This window comes from Mesorhizobium sp. M0016 (assembly GCF_040324035.1).
Classification (GTDB): Bacteria; Pseudomonadota; Alphaproteobacteria; order Rhizobiales; family Rhizobiaceae; genus Mesorhizobium.
The window spans coordinates 155,098-176,301 of sequence record NZ_JAMYVM010000002.1 but is presented as its reverse complement, the minus strand read 5'-3'; the positions used below and the strand labels follow the sequence as shown (position 1 = coordinate 176,301).

Genomic DNA, 21,204 nt, shown 5'->3' with positions numbered 1-21,204 from the left:
TTACTTCGGCAGTGGTGTGGTGACACCCTTGACGTGCCAGTCCATCGCGACGATCTCGGGATCCGCTATCGTCGCACCGGCGGCGGCGGCTTCGCTGCCGTCGGCCTTGGTGATTGGACCTGTGAAGGGCGAGAAGCTGCCGTCGGCGATCTTCGCCGCCACTTCCTTGATCTTCGTCATCGTGTCGGCTGGGATATCTGAGTTCCAGTCCACGACCTCCACCACCTTTTCGGCGACGCCGAGGAAGGTGTTGGCGCCCTTGAAAGTTCCGGCGAGATGGGCATCCACGGAAGCCTTGAAGAAGGGCGACCAGTCTGTCGCGATGCAGCCGAGATATTTCTTCGGTGCATATTTCTTCATCGACGAATTGAGGTTGAACGCGTAGACGCCAGCCTCCTCGCAGGCCGAGATCACGGAGGGTGTGTCCTGCGCGTTCGAGAAGATCACGTCGCAGTTCTGTGCCATCAGCGCCTTGGCGGCTTCCTGTTCCTTGGCCGGGTCGAACCAGGAGTTCACCCAGACGACCGATACCTCGATATCGGGATTTACGGTCTGTGCGCCGAGCGTAAATGCGTTGATCGAGGTGATCAGCTCCGGAATGGCGAAGGCCGAGACGGAGCCGACCTTGCCGGTCTTGGAAAGAGCTGCGGCGGCTATGCCGAGCAGGTAAGTGCCCTGGAAATACTTCGCCGCGAAGGGCGAGAAATTCGGCGCGGTCTGGAAGCCGGAGGCATGCAGCACGGTGACCGCAGGATCGCGGCGGGCGATCTGTAATGCACCATTCTGGTAGCCGAATGAGCCGGCGATCAGGAACTTGTTACCGTCGGCGACGGTCTTGTTCATGATCCGGTCGGCGTCCGGCCCTTCGGCGATGTTCTCGATGACGGTGATCTTCACCTTGTCGCCGTATGCGGCCTTGACCGGCTCGAGGCCGGCGGCGAGCGCATGGCCCCAGCCGACATCGCCGACCGGCGACGGGAGCACGAGCGTGATACCGAGCGGCTCGTCGGCCGCAAAGGCGGGACGGCTGCCAAGCGCGCCGGCAAGCCCTGTCGCGGCAAGGCCCTTCATCAGAGTTCTGCGGGTCAGATAGTTCAGCATGTCAGTTCCCCTGTCTTAAGTTGTTAGAATTCCACCGCGGCTAAGGCGGCTTCCGCGTCCGCAGCAAGCCGGGCCTCGTTCAGCCCGGTAAACGCACCCTTCTCCCAGACGATGCGGCCGTTGATCATGGTCATGTCGGTGGGCATGCCGATACCGACCTTGGCGATCAGGCTCAATGGATCGTGGCGCGTGCCGACATAATCCATGCGGCGCGTGTCGATCGCGAAGAGGTCGGCGCCCATGCCGGGCGACAGTCGGCCGATGTCATTGCGGCCCAGAAGCGCGGCCCCGCCCGTTGTCGCATAGCCGAGGAAATCGACCGGCGCAGGCACGGGATGAGCGCGCGTCGAGGCCGCCAGGCATTGCAGCATGTAGGCGGAATGGATGCAGTGCATGAGGTTGGAGTTGTCGTTCGAGGCAGCACCGTCGCAGCCGAGACCGACGCGCAGGCCAAAGGCGGACATGGCGGGAATATCAGTCACCTCCGCACCCACCAGATAGACCGGCTCCGGGCAATGCGAGACACCGGTGCCGCTCGCCGCCATCAGCCGCAGTTCGTCATGCGTCAGCTCCCAGCAATGGGCATAGAAAGTGTCTCGGCCGGCAAATCCGAGGTCCTCGAGATAGTCCACCGTACGCATGCCATGGCGGGCCTCGATGATCGGGCTTTCGCCCTCGCCGACATGGGTGTGCATCCGCACCCCGCGATCACGCGCCAGCGAAACCGATTCCACGAAGGTCTCGCGGTAGCAGTTGACCGGCTGGCAGGGAGCGACCACGACCTGACGCATGCTGAAGGGACTGGTGTCGTGATAAGTGTCGATGAGGCGTGCGCAGTCGGCAATGAATTCGTCCGTGGTCTCCAGCATCTCGTCTGGAATGGTCGAGCCTTCCGATTTTGGCAGCGTGTTGCCGCCGCGGCCGGCATGGAAACGCATGCCGAGAAGATCGGCCGCTTCGAACTGCCGGTCGATGAGCCGTTTTCCGGCATGGCGCGGAAAATTGTACTGGTGGTCGAAGGCCGTCGTGCAACCGTGCTTTATCATCTCTGCCATCGCCGTGATCGAGGCGTGGTAGAAACAATCCTCGTTGAGCCGGGAGAAGATCGGATAGATCCGGTCGAGCCATTCGATGACCGACAGCTTCGTCCAGTCGAGTTCGGCACGGTTGCGCACAAAGCACTGAAAGAAGTGATGGTGCGTGTTGACGAGGCCGGGATAGACCAACCAGCCGTCGGCGTCCTGCACGATAGTACCGGCCGGCAACTCGCTTCTGTGCAGGCCTTGCCCGATTGCCTCGATCTGCGGGCCATTCGTCAGCACATCGACATTGCGCCGGACGCTCGGACCCCTGCCCTCGTCGGTGATGACCGCTGCGCAATTCTTCAGGAGATAGCCGGTCACCTCACGCCTCGTCCAGCATGGGTCGCGGTTCGGGCTTCAACTCGTGCAGCCGGTGGATACCGGGCATCTCGATGAAATTGTCGAGGCTGCGGAGCGCTCGCGACCAGAGCCGGATCGTGGGATACGAATCGAGGGAAACGCCGCCGTCGGGCGCGAGCGCGACATAGGGAAAGCAAGCAATGTCGGCAATCGTCGGCCGGTCGGAAGCGAGAAACCGGTCGCCACGCATTTTTTGTTCGAAGAGGCCGGCTTCCAGCTCACGTAGTGCCGCTATGCCATTGGCCTGAAGCGCACCGATGTCACCGGGGCGCAGCAGCATCTCATGCAGGCGCGCGCCGCCGAGGTTGGCGGTCAGCCTGTGCGAGAAGGAAAGCCATTGCTGGATGCGCGCCGTCTCCTCGGGGGCGCCGCTGCCGAGCCAGGCCGGTGCTGCCTTCGCGGCGAGATAGCCAAGCATGGCGGAAGACTCGGTCAGGATCAGGTCGCCGTCTTCAAGGATCGGGATGGAGCCTCCCGGATTAAGCGCCATAAGCTCGGGGCCACGATGCTCGGCGCCGGGATGGAAGTCGACCGGGCGGATTTCGAGCTTCACACCTGACAGCGTCGCCATCAGGCGCACCTTGTAGCAACTTGGGGAGAGGATGTAGTCGTAAAGCTTCACTGTGCCACCAATTGCGCGCCGTAGGTATAATTGTGGCGCTTCAGCCAGCGGCGATAGGCGACCGAGGTCAGGTCGGCGCGCGTCGGGATTTCCATGCCGGGATCGAGCGGCAGAAGACGCGGGATCTGGTTTTCGAGGATCGAGCGGTCCTGCAGGAAAATCGTCTGCTGGAAATGGATGAGGTCGGTCTGTGGCGTCTCGTCATCGAAAAGCGCCATCCACGGCCAGACGTCGCAGAGATCCTCGGCAAGCGGTTGGACGAATAGCGTAATGACATCCCATTCGCCCGGGCGCGGCGGGCAGGTCTTGTAGAGGACTGAGCAGGTCGGAGCCGGCACGCGGTACATGTATTCCGTCGTGATACCTCCGCTCGCGGATTTCGCCGCCTGCGGCTGGTAGAACTTCACCTGGGTCGCCCAGACCTCGTCCTCTTCCTCGCGGATCTCGACCTTGTAGTTTTCGACCTCGGTATGCGGCTCCGAGCCGAGGATGTCGGTATGGACGAAGGGGAAGTGTGCGATGTCGAGGAAGTTCTCGACGGCGCGGAGCGGCGAGCAGCGCACCCGCACCACGCCGACATCGACGAAGCGGCGCCCGGGCTGGTCTGCCTCGGGAATTGGGAAGACCGGTTTCTTCGGTTCGCCGAGCGACGACCAGATATGGCCATAGCGCACCGAAACCGGCAGCACGCGCCCGTTTTCGCCTGTCACTTTCGCCGCGCCATCGGCGTCGAGCGCAACCTTGATCGGCTCGTCCATCAGGGTGGTCTCGCGCCCATAGCGGTCGAGCCGGCTGAAAAGCCCGACCGGATACCATTCGTCGCGCATCGCATCGTCGATCATGGCACAGCCCCTTTCGCCTCGATCCCTTCGGCCATGCGCCGAAGGCTCTCGGCGGCTCGCGAGGCGGCGATGCGCTCGGACGCATCGCAATCGGCTGGAACAAGGACGTGGATCAGCGTCTCGCCGGCTTCCTGCGGGATAGGCACCAGGCGGATTGCCGGCGCGCCGGGCGCCTGCCAGACGTATCCTTCAACGGTGGCCTTCGTACCGGCAGCGACCGAGAGTGCCGAACATCCGGCGCGGGCCGTCAATGAACGGAGCGGGACGTAACCCTCAAAAAGGGGTGGCTTGCCGTCAGGCTCTCCATCAGCGACCCAGATGATCCCGCCCGCCTCTTCGACCAACCGGGTCGCAACGCGAATCGTCTCCGGCGGCGTGAGGCTGGGATGGGCAGGAATGCGCAGGCACTGACCGGCCTGCGAATAGGTCCAGCCGTGATAGATGCAGGAGAGCGCCTCGCCGCGCACGAAGCCATGGGAGAGGCGCATGCCGCGATGCGGACAGCGATCCGCCGATGCCGCCAAGCGCCCCGATTGGCTTCGCCAGAGGGCAATGGGACCGGCGGGCGTCCGCCCCGGCATTACCTGTCCTGTTGGCAGATCCTGGGAAAGGGCGACCGGCACCCAGGTGTCCGTCTTGTCGGACAGCATGACCTTACTTTCCGTACTGATACTACTGTTTCCCGACCAGAGAGATGCCGGCGCAAGGAGTTGGCGAACCGCTCGATGCGGCTGACGTATGCATAATTATTTCGCAATTGCAATATTGATTAAATTAAGTGCAAACGGAGGGTAACCACACGCAAAGCTATATGTTTTTTTGCTCGACAGGCGCGCGGTCGATCGTCTCGACCCAGACTTCAATGGGCCCAAGCGAACATCCCATCTCCATCATGTCGATCAGTTCCGCCGCACCGGCAATATCGAGTTCGATGCGATCGGTGCTTGCATGAGCGATGTGGTGCGCGAGACCGAGCTTGGCCGCATGGCGCATGATCCAGGGCAGGAAGGACGCGGGTTCGAGGTGGCCGCGAATGGTCATCCGCTCATGCAAGCGGTGTTGACTTTGCTTCATCACGAACGGAACGCGCGCCTTGGTGTCACGGTCAGCAGCATAGCGTCTGACTGAACGGGCGGAAGTGGTAATCGACGCGCCAATAACACCGAATATCGACTGATCGCCCGTGCCTAGACCCGGGCACTCATGCATGTCGCCCAGAAGTGCCGCGGTTGTGGGACAACGACATGCATTAAACAAAGACTTTAAAGCGCGTCGCATGAATCCGTTTCAGCGCGACGCGCTTTAGGGTTATCTGAGCTATTGTAATGCATCGGTAAGTTGGCGCACCCGACAGGATTCGAACCTGTGACCTCTGCCTTCGGAGGGCAGCGCTCTATCCAGCTGAGCTACGGGTGCCTTCAAGGAACCTGAAAACGAACCAGCCGATAGGCCGGCCAGCCACGGCTTCTTAGCGGAAGCCGCGCCGGGCTTCAACGGGCAATTGGCGTGGCGATATTTTCGAAGCCACGTCGCGCGGCTTGGCAACTTCGCGTCCGCCCTGCAGCCTCAGCCCGGGACTCACCCCGCCACCTCCACCTTCGCCACCCGCCTGCGCACCCTGCGCGGCGCCCGCTTCGCCTTCTTCGCGCCGGTCAGTTCGTGCATCGCATCCAGCTGCATCTGCTGCATTTCAGCCAGCCGCGTCCATTGGCGCGAGATCAGATAGTCGAGCTTTTCGTGCAAATGGCGCACTTCCAGCTCGGCTTTCAGGTTGACCCGGTAGTCGTTGAACGAGCGCAGGCGATCCTTGGCCTCCGTCCGTCTCTGGCTCATCATGATGATCGGCGCCTGGATGGCGGCGATGCAGGAGAGCAGCAGGTTGAGCAGGATAAAGGGGTAGGGGTCGAAGGCGCTGCTCACGCCCGCGATCAAATTGATGCCGATCCACACCGCAAGCACGCTGCCGAACGAGATCAGGAACCACCAGCTGCCGCCGAAAGCCGCCATGTTGTCGGAGACGCGGTCGGCGAACGAGCGGTGCTCCTCGAACTCCTCTTCCGAGTTTTCCGAAATCGTGTCCTGCCTGGCGATCGATTCGACCACCTGGCGGTCGAGCTCGGAGAATTCGCCATGCTCCTGCTGCAGCAACTCCTCCATGTAGCGCATGCGGTAGCGGCCGAGCTCTTCGCGGCTGATGCGGGCGCCGCGCGGCAGGTCGGGATGGTCGGAGCGGATGCGGTCGGCCAGGCTTGGCCGCAGGTCGTCGATGCGCACCAGGTCGCGCTTGCGGAATTTGCGGCCCGATATCGCCGATGGTTTCCGCTTCGGCTTCAGGCGGCCATGGGGTTCGGAGTCCGGCACATCGGGCGCTTCCAGCGCCTCGTCGGCCACCAGCTCGGCGTCGTGGTCGGTCGGCGCCTCGAAATACTCGCCGCCGCTGTCGTTTTCATTGTCGGCCTGTTCGGATGGGTTTGGGCTCATGATGCCGGCTCCTGCTGTCGCGCCCACGATACGCCAAGGCGAGGCGGCATAGCCACTGTGGCGGTGAAGATTGGGGGCTTGTGCAAGCGCTTGTGATGAATGCCTGCTGCAATTGCCTGTGGCGGCGCAGCCCCCCGGGGCCTCGCTCGCCTGCTGCTCGGCAACCAGACCGCCGAAGTGCTGTTGCCGACGGAGGTCGCGCCTGCTGCAGAGTTAAGATGAGGCAGCGATCCTTCACGACCCCCCTCTGTCCTGCCGGACATCTCCCCCTCAAGGGGGGAGATCAGATGTCGCCATGGCTTCGCCAAACACGAAAAAGAGGCGAGACGCCGAAGCTGCTAATCTCCCCACTTGAGGGGGAGATGGCCGGCAGGCCAGAGGGGGGTGCTGTCCCGCCGGCGTTTCAGAGTTCCTCCACCCAACGACGGGTTCTATTGCGGCGGTAAACCAGGCAACTGCGACCCCTGCGCCGGCAAACCAGGCGGCGGCAGGCCGGGCGACGCGGCCGGCTGATCTCCCGCAAACATCAGCCGCGTCTTCGTATCGGCCATGGCGGGCGACAGACTGCGCTGGATCAGCGCTTCGACATGGTCGTTGCGCTGCCTAGCGCTGTCGGCGCCCATCACCACCACGATCAGATGCCGGCCGTCGGCATTGTAGGACGTGACGATATTGTAACCGGATGCCCTGATATAGCCGGTCTTGACGCCGTCGACGCCGCGCACCCGGCCGAGCATGTCGTTGTGGCCGCGCACCAGCCGGCCGCGGAACATGAAGTCGCTTTCGGAGAAATAGTGGAACTGCTGCGGGAAGCGGGCGCGCAGCGCCATCCCCAGCGTCGCCATGTCGCGCGCCGATGTGTGCTGGCCATCGTCGGGCAGGCCGGAGGCATTGCGGAAGACGGTGCTGCTCATGCCGATCTGGCGCGCCTTCGAGGTCATCATGGCGGCGAACTGGTTCTCCGAGCCGCCGAGATATTCGCCCACCGCCACCGCCACGTCATTGGCCGACTTGACAACGATCGCCCGGATCGCCGAATCGACATCGATGCTCTCGCCGCGCTTGAAGCGCAATTTGGTCGGCGGCTGCCGGGCGGCATTGTCGGAGACCGGGATCTGCGTTTCCTTCGAGACACGGCCGGACTCCAGCGCCTCGAACAGCAGGTAGAGCGTCATCATCTTGGTCAGCGACGCCGGATAGCGTTGCGCCCTCGAACTGACCTCGAACAGCGTCTTGCCACTGCCGGCATCGATTACGATGGCGGCATATTTCTCCTGCGGCGCCGGCACCGCCAGCACGCTGTCGGGCGGCGCGGTGGTGCTGCAGCCGGCAACGAAGACGAGCAGCAGCAAGGCCGCGACGAATTTTTGTATGAGGGAGGGGAAATGGAAGTTTGGCAAGGCAAGTCCGGCGTTGCTGAGAGGGCCGGAACCTAGCCTAACCCATTGTGTTCGTCCATTTGGTTAACGGCGGAGCTGCCGATGACGCTGCCAATCTCCCCCGCAAGGGGGGAGATCAGATGTCGCTTCGGCTTCGCCAATCATCGGCGCTGAAACGGCAACCTCGACATCCGCCCACCCGCCCGAAATCGCCTGCTTCCTGTCCTGTTTTGCCTGCGGGGTCGCGGTGCTGCTATAGAGGCGGCAATTGCTTGGGGGATTTGACAATGACCGGTGACATCGGCGCGGCTGCGCCATCTCTTATCAGGGCTTCGCTCAGCCGCACCGGCAAATGGGCCGGCAGCGTCGCTTTCATCGGCGGCGCTGCTTCCGACATCCTCAATCCGCTGGCGCCGTTCGCCGCCTATATCGCGCTGGTCGCTTCGGTTGCCGCAGCCATCATCGCCATTGCCATCGTTCTGCGGCTGGTGCTGGCCGCCAAGGCGCTGCCGGCGCTGATCTTTGCCACCAGCGCTGCCGCCGTCGCCGGCGGCGTCTATGGCCTGCAGCAGCAGACCAATTCGCAGAACGGTGTGATCGCCGGCCTGGTGCCGGCCATCGCCCAGTTGCAGCAGCAGATGGGCATCGTCTCGGCCAGGGTGGCCAGGATCGAGCAAACGGTAACCGAGACGAAGCTGGCGGTCGACCAGGTCAAGCAATCGACCGACGCGGTGGCGAAGAAGACCGAGGAAATTGCGTCGACCCAGCAGCAGCAGGCTGAGCAGGGCGCGCAGACGCAAAAGTCGGTAGAGGCGGTCAAGCAGACGACCGAAACGCTCGCTGCCGGCCAGCAGAAACAGGCCGAGCAGGCGGACAAGCTTCAGGCGACCACCGAGCAGATCGCCGCCTCGATCGACACCATCGCCAAGGGCTTTGCCGCATTGGCCGCGCAGGGCGGGACGATCGCCGAGCCGAAGCGGCCGGACGAATTCTACCACAATGCCCGCGTCTACGAGCTTTCCGGCGACATGCTGAATGCGCGGCGCTCCTATCTCGCTGTCGCCGGTTTCGACGTCGACGCCGTCGATCCCTACACACGCTTCGCCACCCTGCTGCGCGTGCAGGACGGCAAGGCCGGCGCCCGCGAAGTGTTCGGCGCCCTGGCCGACAAGGCCAAGGCGCTGTCGATCAAGCTGGTCCATATCCTGCAGTTCGACGATGCCCAACGTCTCGACAAGCTCAACGCCTTCATCGCGGCCAATCCGGATTTCGCACCGGCCTATTACCTGCTCGCGCAGGAGTTTTCCGAGGATCGCCTCGGCGTCCAGTCGCTGTCCGACAAGCGCAGCGAGGCCGAGGCGCTGACCAAGTTCGTCTCCTATGAAAAGGAAGGCGGGCTGCTCAAATATTTCGTCGACCAGACGCAGCTCGCCGACTGGCTCGACCGCAGCCGTACCCGCCTGACGGCGCTTGGCGACGTGCTCGACCCAGCACGCTTTGCCCCGACGCTGACGCCGATGCGCTCCAATGCCGGCTGGACGATCTCCATCTCGCTGCCCGAGGCCGCGACCGGCATTTCCTGGCGCATGGGTGTGTCAGGTCCGTTCACCGACACCGGGCTGATGGCGATGAACGACCAGCGCACCGGCAAGCCGATGCCCAATCCGAGCTTCGAATTGCCCGACAGCACCACGGCCACCACCATCGGGGTCAAATATCTCGATCTCAGGGGCCGCGAGACCGGGCCGTTCGACATAAGTTTCGATCCGGACGCGGCGCTGCAACAGGGCAACAAACAGATCCTCGACCAGTTCTGGACGTCGTGGATCGCCTTCGACGCCAGCGGCAATCACGGCCTGGTCTATTTCTCCCAGATGCTGTCATTCCGCTGCGGCATCAAGGAGGTGCGCTACAGCTTGAACGGCACGGCGCTCGACAAGGAGATCAAGCTGCCGCCTTGCGACAAGAAGGACCCGTACGCCATTCCTTATGACTACCAGCCTTACTTCAAGGTCGCCGACAACGTGACTTCGATGGCGGTGCAGGTCACCTACACCGACGGCACCAAGTCGCCGGTGCGCGAGTATAAGCGGCAGTAGGCGTCCACCCTCCCCCTTGTGGGGAGGGTCGATCCGCGTAGCGGATCGGGGTGGGGGTCCTTGTAGGGCGCTACCCCCACCCCGTCGATCGATCTCCGCTTCGCTCCGATCGCTCGCCGACCCTCCCCACAAGGGGGAGGGTAAAAATCGCCCTGATGCAAAATGCCGGTCGCTGTGCTTGCGCATCCGTCGCGGAGCGGGTTTGTTCGCTGCCATCAGAATCAGCAGGTGCGCGGATGGATACGGTCACGATCAAGGCAAAGGGCATTTCGGTCACGCTCGATCTCACTGTCGGCCATATCGCCGAAATGACGGTCGACAGCGATGGCCGCCAGCTGAAGCCGCTGCACCGCGCGCCCTGGATCGATGCCGGCGAGACGCTGCCGCCGGATCTGCCTCAAGGCACGGTGCGGCTGTCTGGCGATTTCCTATGCGCACCGTTTTCGGCCAGCGACATCGAGGCCGCACCGCTGCATGGCTGGCCGGCCAACAGCGCCTGGGATGTCACCGCCAGCGAAGCGATATCCGACGGCTGGCGGGCCGTCTTCCGGTTGCGCCGCACGGTGATGGGCGCGACGGTCGACAAGATCTTCACGCTCCGCAACAGTCATCCCTTCCTCTATCAGGAGCATGTCTTTTCCGGCGGTTCCGGCGCTGTCTCCGCCGCCCACCATCCGATGGCGGCGATGCGCGATGGCGGCCGGCTGGCCTTTTCGCCGAAGCGCTTTGCCGGGACACTGGACGCACCGCTGGAGCCCGATCCGGCCCGCGGTCGCTTCAAGCTTTCCTATCCCGCCCGCTCGACCGATCTGACGCGCTTTCCAGCCACTGGCGGCGGCACGCTCGATCTCACCGACTACCGCATGGAGGATGAGCGCGAGGATTTCATCACCCTGGTCGAAGCCGATCATGACGGTCCGGGCTGGACGGCGCTGGCGCGCCGGGCCGAACAGGATCTGGTGCTGGTGCTGAAGAACCCGGCGGAGCTTCCGGTCACCATGCTGTGGTTCAGCAATGGCGGCCGCGACTACGCGCCGTGGAGCAGCCGCCATCGCGGCGTGCTCGGCATCGAGGACGGCCGCGCCGCCATCGGCCATGCCGCATCGATCGACGACAATTGGCTGAAGCGCGAAGGGATCGCGACCGCTTTTACCCTCGGCGGCGAAGTCTCCTTCCGCCATGTCATCGGCGCGCTGCCGCAGGCAAACGGCGAGCCGCCGCGCGCTATCGGGACAGCCTCAGGTCACATGCATCTCACCGGAGCCGATGGTTCGACCCGCGATGTCAGGTTCGACAGCGATTTCCTGCGGATCGGCCAGCCCGGCTGATTTTCGAACGCTGGCCCTGCCCCTCACCTGCCTGCCGGCATCCTCGACACACGGCACATGGAGCTTGTCCGCCGCACCGCCGCGCCAACCAATCTGCTTGGCGCTGCGGCGGACGCATAGGGGGAGAAGTGTTACCCATCTATCGGCTGGACACCGGCAGGGCGACGAGGGGCGGCGCTGACGTGGCGGATGTCGTGAGATTGCCCAAATCGCGGTTTGAAATTTCCTCAAACTGCCGACAAGATGCAAAGCATAGCTGGAAGCGCCCAATGTCCGAAATCGCCCATCTCGCCGCCACCATCTTCAAGCGCGCCGGCAAGGCGAAACGCTTCATCGTCGCCATTGCCGGCCCGCCCGGCGCCGGCAAGTCGACGCTCTCGGCCGGCCTGCATGATCTGTTGCCGGAGGGCGCGGCTGAAGTCGTGCCGATGGACGGCTTCCACTATGATGACATCGTGCTCGACCAGCGCGGCCTGCGGTCAAGAAAGGGCGCGCCGGAGACTTTCGACTTCGCCGGCTTCGAGACGCTGTTGAAGCGCATCCGTTCGGGCGAGCCAGACATCGCCATTCCGGTGTTCGACCGCAGCATGGAATTGTCGCGCGCCGCCGCCTCCATCGTTGCCGCCGAGACCAAGTTCATCCTGGTCGAAGGCAATTACCTCCTGCTGGACGAGGAGCCGTGGTCGCGGCTGGCGCCGCTGTTCGACTTCACCATCTTTGTCGATGTGCCGCGTGCCGAACTCGAGCGCCGCCTTCTGGTGCGCTGGCACGAGCATGGCCGCTCCGACGAAGACGCCCGCGCTTGGATCGCTTCCAACGACATGCCCAACATCGATCGCGTGCTCGGCCGTCGCAGGTCCGCCGACCTGGTTGTTGGCGATCCCGCATAGTTCGCTGGACTTCGGAACGGGAACCTTAAGACTTTCAGGTCGTTATCTCTCATCGGCAATCGTGCCGCCGTGAGGGAACCGTCAGATGGCAACCAAGGCAAAAACACCCGCCAAGAGCAAGACCGCTCAACCCAAAGCCAGGCAGGCAAAGGCCACGCAGGCGAAGGCAGGCGCCGGCCCGGCGATCGCCGAGCGGTCCAAGGACGCAAAGCCGGCTTTCGGCAAAGCGGCGCCAAAGAAGGTAGAACCGGTGGCGACGGCAAAGGTGACGGCGAAAACCGCCAAACCCAAGAAGCCGGCAAGCAGCGGCTCGGTGGCCGGCGGCGCGATGCGCACCGTCAAGGCGACCGCCAATGTCGCCGCTGGTGCGGTGGCGGCGACAGCCAGGGGCGCTGCGTCGCTCGCTGCGTCCGTCATCGGCAAGGGCGGCTCGAAAAGCAAGGCCAAGGCGAAATAGACCCGGCTGCTTCGGCTGGCCGAGGTCAATTCCTGGCGGGAATGGTCAGGCCGCGCTGCACCGCGGGCCGCGCCAGCCCGCGCTCCAGCCATGCCGCGACGGTGGGGAAGTCGTCGAAGCCGACGAGTTCGCGCGCCTCGTAGAAGCCGATCAGATTGCGCACCCAGCCCAGCATCGAAATGTCGGCGATGGTATAGTCGTCGTCCATGATCCAGGTTCGACCCTTCAGCCGCGTCTCCAGCACCCCGATCAGCCGCCGCGATTCATTGCGGTAGCGATCCAGCGGCCGCTTGTCGGCGATCTCGCGTCCGGCGAATTTGTTGAAAAACCCGACCTGTCCGAAAATCGGCCCGATCGCCGCCATCTGGAAGAACACCCATTGGATGGTCTCGTAGCGCCGCGCCGGATCGGCAGGGATCAGCTTGCCGGTCTTGTCGGTGAGGTAGAGCAGGATGGCGCCGGATTCGAACAGGCCGAATGGCCTGCCGCCCGGCCCGTCGGGGTCGATGATCGCAGGTATCTTGCCGTTCGGGTTCAGCGACAGGAATTCCGGCGTCCAGCTCTGGTCCTTGCCGATATCCACCAGATGCGCCTCGTAGGGGAGGCCGAGTTCTTCCAGCGCGATCGAGACTTTCACCCCATTCGGCGTCGTCGCGGAATAGAGCTGCAGGCGGTCGGGGTGGCTGGCCGGCCAGCGCTTGGTGATCGGAAAGGCGGACAGGTCGGTCATCGAAAGCTCCGGTCGGGAATTTGGCGCGGTATCGCGCCGTCTGGCGAGTTGCGAAGGATTATCCTCGGCTTCTTTGCCGATCAACCGGTCGAAGGTGCACACACCGTCTTCGCAGTCATTCAGGGCCAGTCGCTCAGGCCAGTCGCTTGCCGTCAGACCGCCTTGAACGCCACCACGGCATTGGTGCCGCCGAAGGCAAAACCGTTGCTGATCGCCGCGCGCACCTTGCGCTCGCGCGCCACATTCGGCGTGATGTCGAGATCGCAGTCGGGGTCGGCCTGCCGGAAATTGGCCGTCGGCGGCACGATGCCTTCGCGGATCGCCATCACGCAGGCGATCATTTCCAGGCCGCCCGAGGCGCCGAGGCAATGGGCATGCATCGACTTGGTCGACGACACCGACAGCTTATAGGCATGGTCGCCGAAGACGCGCTTGATTGCCGCCGTCTCGATCTGGTCGTTGGCCTTGGTGCCGGTGCCGTGGGCGTTGAGATAGTCGACGTCCTCGGGATTGAGCCCGGCGTCCGCCAGGCAGGCGCGCATCGCCGCCGTCGGTCCCTCGACAGTCGGCGCGACGATATCGGAAGCGTCGGCGGAAAGGCCGGCTCCGGCAAATTCGGCCAGAATGGTCGCGCCGCGCGCCATGGCGTGTTCATACGTTTCCAGCACCGCCATTCCAGCACCTTCGCCGAGCGACAGGCCTTGGCGATCGGCCGAGAACGGCCGGCAGGTATCGGGCGCCAGCACCCGCAGGGCCTCCCAGCCCTTCAGGATGCCCCAAAGCAGCGGCGCGTCGGTGCCGCCGGCGACCATGACATCGGCGCGGCCGAGCCGGATCTGGTCGACCGCCGAGGCAAAGGCGTGATTGGACGAGGAGCAGGCCGAAGTGACGCCGAACACCGGCCCGCGCAGGCCGAGATTCATGCTGACATGGCCGGATGCCGCACTCGGCATCACTTTCGGCACGGTGAAGATGCCGGCCCGGTTCTTGCCGTCTACCAGGATGGCGCGATAGTTCTCCTCGATCGCCTCCCAGCCGCAGACGCCGACGCCGACAACCGCGCCCATCCGGTAGGTGGTTGCTTCAGTCGATGTCAGGCCGGCATGCTGCATGGCTTCGCGCGCGGCAATCGTCGCCAAAAGGCTGAAGCGGTCCATCGACACGGTCTGCTTGTGGCTGATGCCATGGTCGGGCAGCGTCTTGATTTCGCAGCCGACCTTGACCTTCAAATCATGCAAACCGGGATTGCTGATTTGACCGATGGCCGATCGGCCGGCCCGCATTTCGTTCCAGATTGCAGGCGCATTGGCGCCGAGCCCGCATATGCCGCCGATGCCGGTAATGACGACGCGCTTTTGCATTCAGCTCAGGCTTTTTTCGCAATCAGCGCGCGAACAGCCTCAACCATATCGCCGACATTCTTGAGATTGCTCCAGGCATCGACCGTGTTCATCTCGATCTCGATGCCGTACTGCTCCTCGAGATCGAAGATGATCTCGGTCAGTTCCAGGGAATGGATGCCAAGCGCGGTCAATTCCGTATTGGTGGTGATCTCTTCGCCACCGGGCTCCGCATGTGCCCTGATCTTGGCGATGATTTCCGTTGCCAGCTCGTCAGCCATTCGATTCCTTCCCCAATTTTATAACGTCGCGGTGCCGATTGGTTGGCGCCCCTGTTGCCTGGACTGAAATCGCCGTCGCCTTCAAAAACCCGCCAGGCGCAGCATGACCGTTCCAAAGAGGCTCCCTCTATAGAAACGGAAACGCTGTCAAGCAACAAGCTATATCAACAAGCACCATATCGACAAAGCGCCGGGAGTGCTTAACGTTAGCGCCGTGGATACGTTGCAGCATGTCTTGATCCCAGCTCTTCCGGCCCAGCGCGCGGCCGGGGCGGCCCGGCTTGCGTGCGGCGTCAGGGATGGACGCACCCGGCTTTTGCGCCTCTATCAGGACGGCTCGGCCAAAATCCGCATGCCGGCCGTTGCGGCCGATCCGCTCGAAGCCGTGCTCATCAACACCGCCGGCGGTCTGACCGGCGGCGATCGGCTCGGCTGGGAAATCGATGTCGGGCCAGGTGCCTCCGCCTCGATAACCACCCAGGCCTGCGAAAAGATCTATCGTGCCGCTAGCGACCGCGCCGAAGTTCGGGTGAAGCTCAGCGTCGGCGCGGGCGGGCGTATCGCCTGGCTGCCCCAGGAAACCATCGTCTTCGACCGCTCGGCCTTTGTCCGCACGCTCGAGGTCGAGCTTGCCGCAGGCGCCGAGGCATTGCTGCTTGAAGCCACCATATTCGGCCGCCTCGCCATGGGCGAAGAGGCCGCGCACGGCCATTTCCACGACCGTTGGCGTGTCCGCCAGGATGGTGCGCTCGTTCATGCCGAGGATTTCCGCATCGGGCCGGCTATCGCGGCGGCACTTGGCCGCCCGGCGGTCGCCGGCGGCGCCATTGCCGCTGCGACGCTGCTGATGGTCTCGCCGCAGGCCGAAGCCTTGCTCGATCCGGCCCGCGACATCGTCGGCGCCGACGGCGATGCCAGCGCCTGGAGCGTCAAAAAATCTGGCAAGCTTCTTGCGAGGCTGTTTGCCGAGGACGGCTATCAGCTGCGCAAGCGGCTGGTTCCGCTCGTCGAACTGCTCAACGGGCGGGCGGGTCTGCCCAAATTATGGTCACTCTGAGCCAAATACAGGCCAAATCCAGGAAAGCGCATGAACCTGACGCCGCGTGAAAAGGACAAGCTGCTCATCGCCATGGCGGCGATCGTGGCGCGCAAGCGGCTGGAACGCGGCGTCAAGCTCAATCACCCCGAAGCGATCGCGCTGATCACCGATTTCGTCGTCGAGGGCGCCCGCGACGGCCGCCCGGTCGCCGAACTGATGGAGGCCGGCGCCCATGTCATCACCCGCGCGCAGGTGATGGAAGGCATCGCCGAGATGATCCACGACGTGCAGGTCGAGGCGACCTTTCCCGACGGCACCAAGCTGGTGACCGTTCACGAACCGATCAGGTGAGGAGAAAACGATGCTGGAGCTGCGACCGAATTGCGAATGCTGCGACAAGGACCTGCCGCCGGAAGCGGCGGACGCGCTGATCTGCACCTTTGAATGCACCTTCTGCGCTGACTGCGCTGAACATGTGCTGGGCGGCGTCTGCCCGAACTGCGGCGGCAATTTTTCCGCACGCCCGATCCGCCCAGTGGAGAAACTGGTGAAATATCCGGCCTCGACCCAACGCGTGCTCAAGGCCGAGGGCTGCGGCCCGCGCAAGGCTGCGTGATTGTTTTCGTGACTTCGAAGGGAAGACCGATGATCTCTGCTTCAACCAAACGCACCACGCTTGCAGCGATCCTGCTGCTGGCGGCGGCGATGCCCGCCTATGCCCATGTCGGCATCGGCACGACCTCGTCCTTCGCGGCGGGCTTCGCGCATCCGCTGTCCGGCCTCGACCATATGACCGTCATGGTAGCCGTCGGCCTGTGGGCGGCGCTCAAGGGCGGCAAGGCGATCTGGGCCTGGCCGCTGGCCTTTGTCGGCGTCATGCTGGTCGGCGGCGCGCTCGGCATGCTCCACGTGCCGGTGCCTTTCGTCGAACCGGGCATCCTTGCCTCCGTCGTCGCGCTTGGCTTGCTGGTGGCGTTGGCGGTCGATCTGCCGGTCTCGGCCGGAGTCGCCATCATCGGCCTGTTCGCGCTGTTCCATGGCCATGCCCACGGCACCGAAGTGCCGGAAAATGCAGGTGGGCTTGACTATATGGCCGGCTTTGCCGTTGCCACCGCACTTCTCCATGCCATGGGCATCGCTGCCGGCCTTGGCCTCGGCATGCGCTTTCGCGGGCTTGCCCGCGCCGCTGGCGCCGCTTGTGCTGCAGTCGGCGGCGGCCTGGTCTTCGGCGTTTTGTGAGGCTAACGATGATTCCCGGCGAAATCATCACCGCAAGCGGCGACATCGAGCTCAACAAGGGGCTGCCGACGGTGACGCTGAAGGTCGCCAACAGCGGCGACCGGCCGATCCAGGTCGGCAGCCACTACCATTTCTTCGAGACCAATGAGGGGTTGAAATTCGACCGCGACAAAGCGCGCGGCATGCGTCTGGACATTGCCGCCGGCACCGCGATGCGCTTCGAACCGGGACAAGAGCGGGACGTCACGCTGGTGCCGTTCGGAGGAAAACGCGAGGTCTACGGTTTTCAGCAGAAGATCATGGGCAGGCTGTGAGATCGACGGGGTCGAGCGCCCTGAGGTCAGTTCGACGGCCTGGCCGCCGCGTAGATGACGATTCTTGCCGAGCCGTCGAATTCCACCGCAAGGACGTCTTCAGTAAGCACGCGCCGCGAATCGATGGCGTTGAACAGCAAGGCGTTGGCGTCGATCTCCTTGCGCAGTTCCGCAATGTCGTCCTGATGCTGTTCGACCTTGCTCTCGACGGCCGGCGGCGGGCCGCCTTCGCTGCGTGCCGCGTCGGTGAGGAAGACGATATCTACTGTATCGAGCTTGGACGTCTTGCGCACGGCGCCGATGTTCTCACGCGTCCGCTCGATCGCGGTGATGATCTTGTTGGTCTGTGGTTCCGTCCGCGCCTCCTCCTGCCGGACATCGGAGCCGACGATCCTGTTGACGGTGTCGGCCCGGTTGACGGCGCCAGCGCTTTCAAGACCTTGCGCGGGTTGCGGGCCGAAAGCTGCGAGAAATGCGCAGGCAGCAAGGCTCTGGAGCCATCTGGTGTCGGCAAAGACAGGCATCGCTCGCTCCTGGTGGACTTTTCTGTGCAACGCCGTTCGGCGCCAAAGGGACGAAACGCCTCCTGTCGGGCGAAGGTTCCCTGTGGGCTGGCGGGCCGGGTGCCGGCCCGCCAAGCGCTTCTTTCAGCTTGCCTTCTTGGTGACAAGGGTCAGCGCGCCATCGGTGGTCATGCTGGCGGCGACCACCTGTGCCGAGGTGAGCCCCTTGGCTTCGAGCGCCGACTTGATCTGCGGAGTCGCGTCGATCGAAGAGCGCAGTTTCTGCAGCCCGGCATCGCCACGCTGGGCGATCACCTGATTGACCTGCGTCTGGGTGGCCTTGGGCAATTCGCTGATATCGACGATGTTGACCTTCTGGATCGCCGGCGCCGCCGGCTGAGCGCTGGGCGCCGCCGGCTTCGGTTGCGGCGTGGGCTGCTGCTGGGCGCCGGCTACAGTTGCGGAGGCCAGCGTGGCGGCGGCTGCAAGAACGATGATTTTGCGCATGTATTTTCCTTCATCGATTTGGCCAAGGGTTTGGCAAACGGGCGGTTTGGGGTGGCACGACCACCTCAACGGCCAAATGGGATCAGAAGGTGTCGCCGGGCGGGTCATTGCATGACCATTGGATGGCGACGATGTGGAGTTCGGCTGCGGCCGGCCTCTCGTTTGGGGAGCATTGACTGATGGCTAGAATTACCCGCGCCGCCTACGCGCAGATGTATGGCCCGACGGTCGGCGACAGAGTGCGCCTGGCCGACACCGAGCTGTTTATCGAGGTCGAAAAGGACCTCACCGTCCATGGCGAGGAGGTGAAATTCGGCGGCGGCAAGGTCATCCGCGACGGCATGGGCCAGAGCCAGGCGTCGCGCGCCGGCGGCGCGGTCGACACGGTCATCACCAACGCGCTGGTGGTCGATGCCACGGCCGGCATCTTCAAGGCCGACATCGGTCTCAGGGACGGCCGCATCGCGGCGATCGGCAAGGCCGGCAATCCCGACACGCAGGACGGCGTCACCATCGTCATCGGCCCCGGTACAGAGATCATCGCGGGCGAGGGCAAGATCCTGACCGCCGGCGGCTTCGACGCGCACATCCACTTCATCTGCCCGCAGCAGATCGACGAAGCGCTGATGTCGGGCATCACCACCATGCTCGGCGGCGGCACCGGCCCGGCGCATGGCACGCTGGCCACCACCTGCACGCCTGGACCCTGGCACATGGCGCGCATGATCCAGTCCTTCGACGCTTTCCCGATGAACATCGGCCTGTCCGGCAAGGGCAACGCCTCGCTGCCGGCAGCGCTGGAGGAAATGGTGCTGGGCGGCGCCTGCTCGCTGAAGCTGCACGAGGACTGGGGCACGACGCCGGCGGCCATCGACTGCTGCCTGTCGGTTGCCGACGATTACGACGTGCAGGTGATGATCCACACCGATACGCTGAACGAATCCGGCTTTGTCGAGAACACCGTCGCCGCCATCAAGGGCCGCACCATCCACGCCTTCCACACCGAGGGTGCCGGCGGCGGCCATGCGCCCGATATCATCAAGGTCTGCGGCTTGCCCAACGTCATTCCGTCTTCGACCAACCCGACCCGGCCCTACACCGTCAACACGCTGGCCGAGCATCTCGACATGCTGATGGTCTGCCACCATCTGTCGCCGTCGATCCCTGAAGACATCGCCTTTGCCGAAAGCCGTATCCGCAAGGAGACCATCGCGGCGGAAGACATTCTGCACGATATCGGCGCCTTCTCGATCATCTCGTCGGACTCGCAGGCCATGGGCCGTGTCGGCGAGGTGGCGATCCGCACCTGGCAGACCGCCGACAAGATGAAGCGCCAGCGCGGGTCATTGCCGCAGGAGACCGGCAACAACGACAATTTCCGCGTCCGCCGCTACATCGCCAAATACACCATCAACCCGGCCATCGCGCATGGCCTGTCCAGGGACATCGGTTCGATCGCGGTCGGCAAGCGCGCCGATCTGGTGCTGTGGAACCCAGCCTTCTTCGGCGCCAAACCGGACATGGTGCTGATCGGCGGCATGATAGCCGCAGCCCCGATGGGCGACCCAAACGCCTCTATCCCGACACCGCAGCCGATGCACTACCGCCCGATGTTCGGCGCCTATGGCAAGGCCAGGACCAACTCGTCGGTGACGTTCGTTTCCAAGGCGGCTCTGGACTCAGGCCTGCATGGCCGGCTCGGCGTCGACAAGCAGTTCGTGGCCGTGGAAAACACCCGTGGCGGCATCGGCAAGCATTCGATGGTGCTCAACGACGCTACGCCGCATGTCGAAGTCGACCCGGAGACTTACGAGGTGCGCGCCGATGGCGAGCTACTGACCTGCGAGCCGGCAAGCGTGCTACCGATGGCGCAGCGGTATTTCCTGTTTTGAGGCGAGGGGCGATTTGATCGACCCGGCAAATTCCGTTGCGACCCGGTCGGTCCCACCGCAATATGCGGCTCAAAGAACCGCGTAGCAGGTCATGGTCACCGAAATAGCCTCCGCCCACGACATCTTCCCGCATATCCGCATCGTCATGGGCATGGTGATCGGACTTGGCGTCGCTCGCCTGCTGTCGGGGGTGGCGCGAATCGTCCAGCATCCCGGCCAGTACAGGCTCTATCCCGTGCACCTCGGCTGGGTCGCCTCCATGCTGTTGCTGCTAGTGCATTTCTGGTGGTGGGAGTTCGGCCTCTACACCATAGAGGTCTGGACTTTCGGCAAGTACCTGTTCCTGATCTTCTACGCCATCACGCTGTTCCTGCTGTGCGCGCTGCTGTTTCCGGATTCGATGCTCGACTACACCAGCTACGAGGATTTCTTCTATTCGCGCCGTGGCTGGTTCTTCGGCCTGCTGGCGGCCACCTATCTGCTCGATGTCGTCGACACGCTGCTGAAAGGTCCCGAGCATTTCGCCCGCTACGGCAATGAATATCTGTTCCGAACGCCGGTTTTCGTGGCGCTGTGCATAGCCGCCATACTGGTGCGCGACCGCCGTTTTCACATTGCCTTCGTCGTCGGCACACTGATCTACCAGGGGTCGTTCATCCTGCGGCTCTTCGACACCATCGTCTGAACAGTGGCTATGGTTTAGGGTCGCAGGAAAGAG

The 21,204-nt window shown here is 63.8% G+C and carries 24 protein-coding genes and 1 tRNA gene; 11 read left to right on the top strand and 14 right to left on the bottom strand.

Annotated features, from left to right (window positions below; translation table 11 throughout):
• The 9 genes from NKJ88_RS03630 to NKJ88_RS03590 all read right to left on the bottom strand — a co-directional run bounded on the left by NKJ88_RS03630 (nucleotide 1) and on the right by NKJ88_RS03590 (nucleotide 7,888).
• The gene (locus tag NKJ88_RS03630; protein WP_196814159.1) at nucleotides 1-1,098 is read right to left on the bottom strand and encodes a BMP family ABC transporter substrate-binding protein; all 1,098 of its coding nucleotides are present in this window, start codon (nucleotides 1,096-1,098) and stop codon (nucleotides 1-3) included.
• A gap of 26 nt (nucleotides 1,099-1,124) precedes the next feature.
• Nucleotides 1,125-2,504 carry an amidohydrolase gene (locus NKJ88_RS03625; protein ID WP_352443575.1) on the bottom strand — a complete coding sequence of 460 codons (1,380 nt, stop codon included), beginning with the start codon at nucleotides 2,502-2,504 and terminating at the stop codon, nucleotides 1,125-1,127.
• 1 nt (nucleotide 2,505) lies between these two features.
• Nucleotides 2,506-3,165, bottom strand: a complete 660-nt coding sequence (locus tag NKJ88_RS03620) for a glutathione S-transferase family protein (protein ID WP_023689145.1) — start codon at nucleotides 3,163-3,165, stop codon at nucleotides 2,506-2,508.
• Complete coding sequence (locus NKJ88_RS03615) at nucleotides 3,162-4,007, bottom strand: aromatic ring-hydroxylating oxygenase subunit alpha (RefSeq protein ID WP_023689146.1); 846 nt, start codon at nucleotides 4,005-4,007, stop codon at nucleotides 3,162-3,164. The genes NKJ88_RS03620 and NKJ88_RS03615 overlap by 4 nt, the downstream gene beginning before the upstream one ends.
• On the bottom strand, nucleotides 4,004-4,657 hold the full coding sequence (locus NKJ88_RS03610; protein ID WP_023689147.1) for a Rieske 2Fe-2S domain-containing protein: 654 nt from the start codon (nucleotides 4,655-4,657) through the stop codon (nucleotides 4,004-4,006). Before NKJ88_RS03610 ends, NKJ88_RS03615 begins: the two co-directional genes overlap by 4 nt.
• Nucleotides 4,658-4,814: 157 nt before the next feature.
• Nucleotides 4,815-5,048 carry an acylphosphatase gene (locus NKJ88_RS03605; protein WP_023727819.1) on the bottom strand — a complete coding sequence of 78 codons (234 nt, stop codon included), beginning with the start codon at nucleotides 5,046-5,048 and terminating at the stop codon, nucleotides 4,815-4,817.
• 298 nt (nucleotides 5,049-5,346) lie between these two features.
• A tRNA-Arg gene (locus NKJ88_RS03600) sits at nucleotides 5,347-5,423 on the bottom strand.
• A 162-nt stretch (nucleotides 5,424-5,585) separates the two neighbouring features.
• Complete coding sequence (locus tag NKJ88_RS03595; RefSeq protein WP_023752512.1) at nucleotides 5,586-6,488, bottom strand: DUF1003 domain-containing protein; 903 nt, start codon at nucleotides 6,486-6,488, stop codon at nucleotides 5,586-5,588.
• 431 nt (nucleotides 6,489-6,919) lie between these two features.
• Complete coding sequence (locus tag NKJ88_RS03590) at nucleotides 6,920-7,888, bottom strand: D-alanyl-D-alanine carboxypeptidase family protein (RefSeq protein ID WP_023823959.1); 969 nt, start codon at nucleotides 7,886-7,888, stop codon at nucleotides 6,920-6,922.
• A 266-nt stretch (nucleotides 7,889-8,154) separates the two neighbouring features.
• Here NKJ88_RS03590 and NKJ88_RS03585 point away from each other — a divergent pair, with 266 nt between their 5' ends.
• The 4 genes from NKJ88_RS03585 to NKJ88_RS03570 all read left to right on the top strand — a co-directional run bounded on the left by NKJ88_RS03585 (nucleotide 8,155) and on the right by NKJ88_RS03570 (nucleotide 12,641).
• Nucleotides 8,155-9,966: a methyl-accepting chemotaxis protein gene (locus NKJ88_RS03585; RefSeq protein WP_023823958.1), complete on the top strand. Its 1,812-nt coding sequence runs from the start codon at nucleotides 8,155-8,157 to the stop codon at nucleotides 9,964-9,966.
• A 236-nt stretch (nucleotides 9,967-10,202) separates the two neighbouring features.
• Complete coding sequence (locus tag NKJ88_RS03580; RefSeq protein ID WP_023823957.1) at nucleotides 10,203-11,294, top strand: hypothetical protein; 1,092 nt, start codon at nucleotides 10,203-10,205, stop codon at nucleotides 11,292-11,294.
• Between the two features lie 269 nt (nucleotides 11,295-11,563).
• Nucleotides 11,564-12,184 (top strand): nucleoside triphosphate hydrolase, encoded by a 621-nt coding sequence (locus NKJ88_RS03575; RefSeq protein ID WP_023671222.1) that lies wholly within the window; start codon nucleotides 11,564-11,566, stop codon nucleotides 12,182-12,184.
• Between the two features lie 85 nt (nucleotides 12,185-12,269).
• Entirely contained in the window at nucleotides 12,270-12,641 is a 372-nt protein-coding gene (locus NKJ88_RS03570; protein WP_023683605.1) for a hypothetical protein, read from the top strand.
• Between the two features lie 25 nt (nucleotides 12,642-12,666).
• On the opposite strand, the gene NKJ88_RS03565 is transcribed toward NKJ88_RS03570, so the two are convergent.
• The 3 genes from NKJ88_RS03565 to NKJ88_RS03555 form a co-directional block, all read right to left on the bottom strand.
• Nucleotides 12,667-13,371, bottom strand: a complete 705-nt coding sequence (locus NKJ88_RS03565) for a glutathione S-transferase family protein (protein ID WP_023671224.1) — start codon at nucleotides 13,369-13,371, stop codon at nucleotides 12,667-12,669.
• A 152-nt stretch (nucleotides 13,372-13,523) separates the two neighbouring features.
• On the bottom strand, nucleotides 13,524-14,732 hold the full coding sequence (locus tag NKJ88_RS03560; protein ID WP_023671225.1) for a beta-ketoacyl-[acyl-carrier-protein] synthase family protein: 1,209 nt from the start codon (nucleotides 14,730-14,732) through the stop codon (nucleotides 13,524-13,526).
• Nucleotides 14,733-14,737: 5 nt separating this feature from the next.
• Nucleotides 14,738-14,992 (bottom strand): acyl carrier protein, encoded by a 255-nt coding sequence (locus tag NKJ88_RS03555; RefSeq protein ID WP_023671226.1) that lies wholly within the window; start codon nucleotides 14,990-14,992, stop codon nucleotides 14,738-14,740.
• Nucleotides 14,993-15,227: 235 nt separating this feature from the next.
• Between NKJ88_RS03555 and NKJ88_RS03550 the strand changes: the two genes are divergently transcribed.
• From NKJ88_RS03550 to NKJ88_RS03530, 5 genes are read left to right on the top strand one after another with little or no spacing between them, the layout of a single operon-like run.
• The gene (locus NKJ88_RS03550) at nucleotides 15,228-16,049 is read left to right on the top strand and encodes an urease accessory protein UreD (RefSeq protein WP_352443574.1); all 822 of its coding nucleotides are present in this window, start codon (nucleotides 15,228-15,230) and stop codon (nucleotides 16,047-16,049) included.
• A 30-nt stretch (nucleotides 16,050-16,079) separates the two neighbouring features.
• On the top strand, nucleotides 16,080-16,382 hold the full coding sequence (locus NKJ88_RS03545; RefSeq protein WP_023671228.1) for an urease subunit gamma: 303 nt from the start codon (nucleotides 16,080-16,082) through the stop codon (nucleotides 16,380-16,382).
• Between the two features lie 10 nt (nucleotides 16,383-16,392).
• A complete protein-coding gene (locus NKJ88_RS03540; protein ID WP_023671229.1) occupies nucleotides 16,393-16,647 on the top strand; it encodes a DUF1272 domain-containing protein in 255 nt (84 codons plus the stop codon).
• 29 nt (nucleotides 16,648-16,676) lie between these two features.
• Nucleotides 16,677-17,270, top strand: coding sequence for a HupE/UreJ family protein (locus tag NKJ88_RS03535; RefSeq protein WP_023671230.1), 594 nt, complete (start codon nucleotides 16,677-16,679; stop codon nucleotides 17,268-17,270).
• Nucleotides 17,271-17,278: 8 nt separating this feature from the next.
• On the top strand, nucleotides 17,279-17,584 hold the full coding sequence (locus NKJ88_RS03530; RefSeq protein WP_023671231.1) for an urease subunit beta: 306 nt from the start codon (nucleotides 17,279-17,281) through the stop codon (nucleotides 17,582-17,584).
• A 26-nt stretch (nucleotides 17,585-17,610) separates the two neighbouring features.
• Here the strand turns inward: NKJ88_RS03530 and NKJ88_RS03525 are convergent, their stop codons facing one another.
• Together NKJ88_RS03525 and NKJ88_RS03520 are read right to left on the bottom strand one after the other, a co-directional pair.
• Nucleotides 17,611-18,108, bottom strand: a complete 498-nt coding sequence (locus NKJ88_RS03525) for a hypothetical protein (RefSeq protein WP_023703724.1) — start codon at nucleotides 18,106-18,108, stop codon at nucleotides 17,611-17,613.
• A 123-nt stretch (nucleotides 18,109-18,231) separates the two neighbouring features.
• Nucleotides 18,232-18,594, bottom strand: coding sequence for a hypothetical protein (locus tag NKJ88_RS03520; protein ID WP_023671233.1), 363 nt, complete (start codon nucleotides 18,592-18,594; stop codon nucleotides 18,232-18,234).
• Between the two features lie 179 nt (nucleotides 18,595-18,773).
• On the opposite strand from NKJ88_RS03520, the gene ureC reads away from it, so the two are divergent.
• Complete coding sequence (gene ureC, locus NKJ88_RS03515) at nucleotides 18,774-20,486, top strand: urease subunit alpha (protein WP_502904726.1); 1,713 nt, start codon at nucleotides 18,774-18,776, stop codon at nucleotides 20,484-20,486.
• Between the two features lie 91 nt (nucleotides 20,487-20,577).
• Complete coding sequence (locus NKJ88_RS03510; protein WP_023703722.1) at nucleotides 20,578-21,171, top strand: hypothetical protein; 594 nt, start codon at nucleotides 20,578-20,580, stop codon at nucleotides 21,169-21,171.
• The last annotated feature ends 33 nt before the right edge of the window (nucleotides 21,172-21,204 follow it).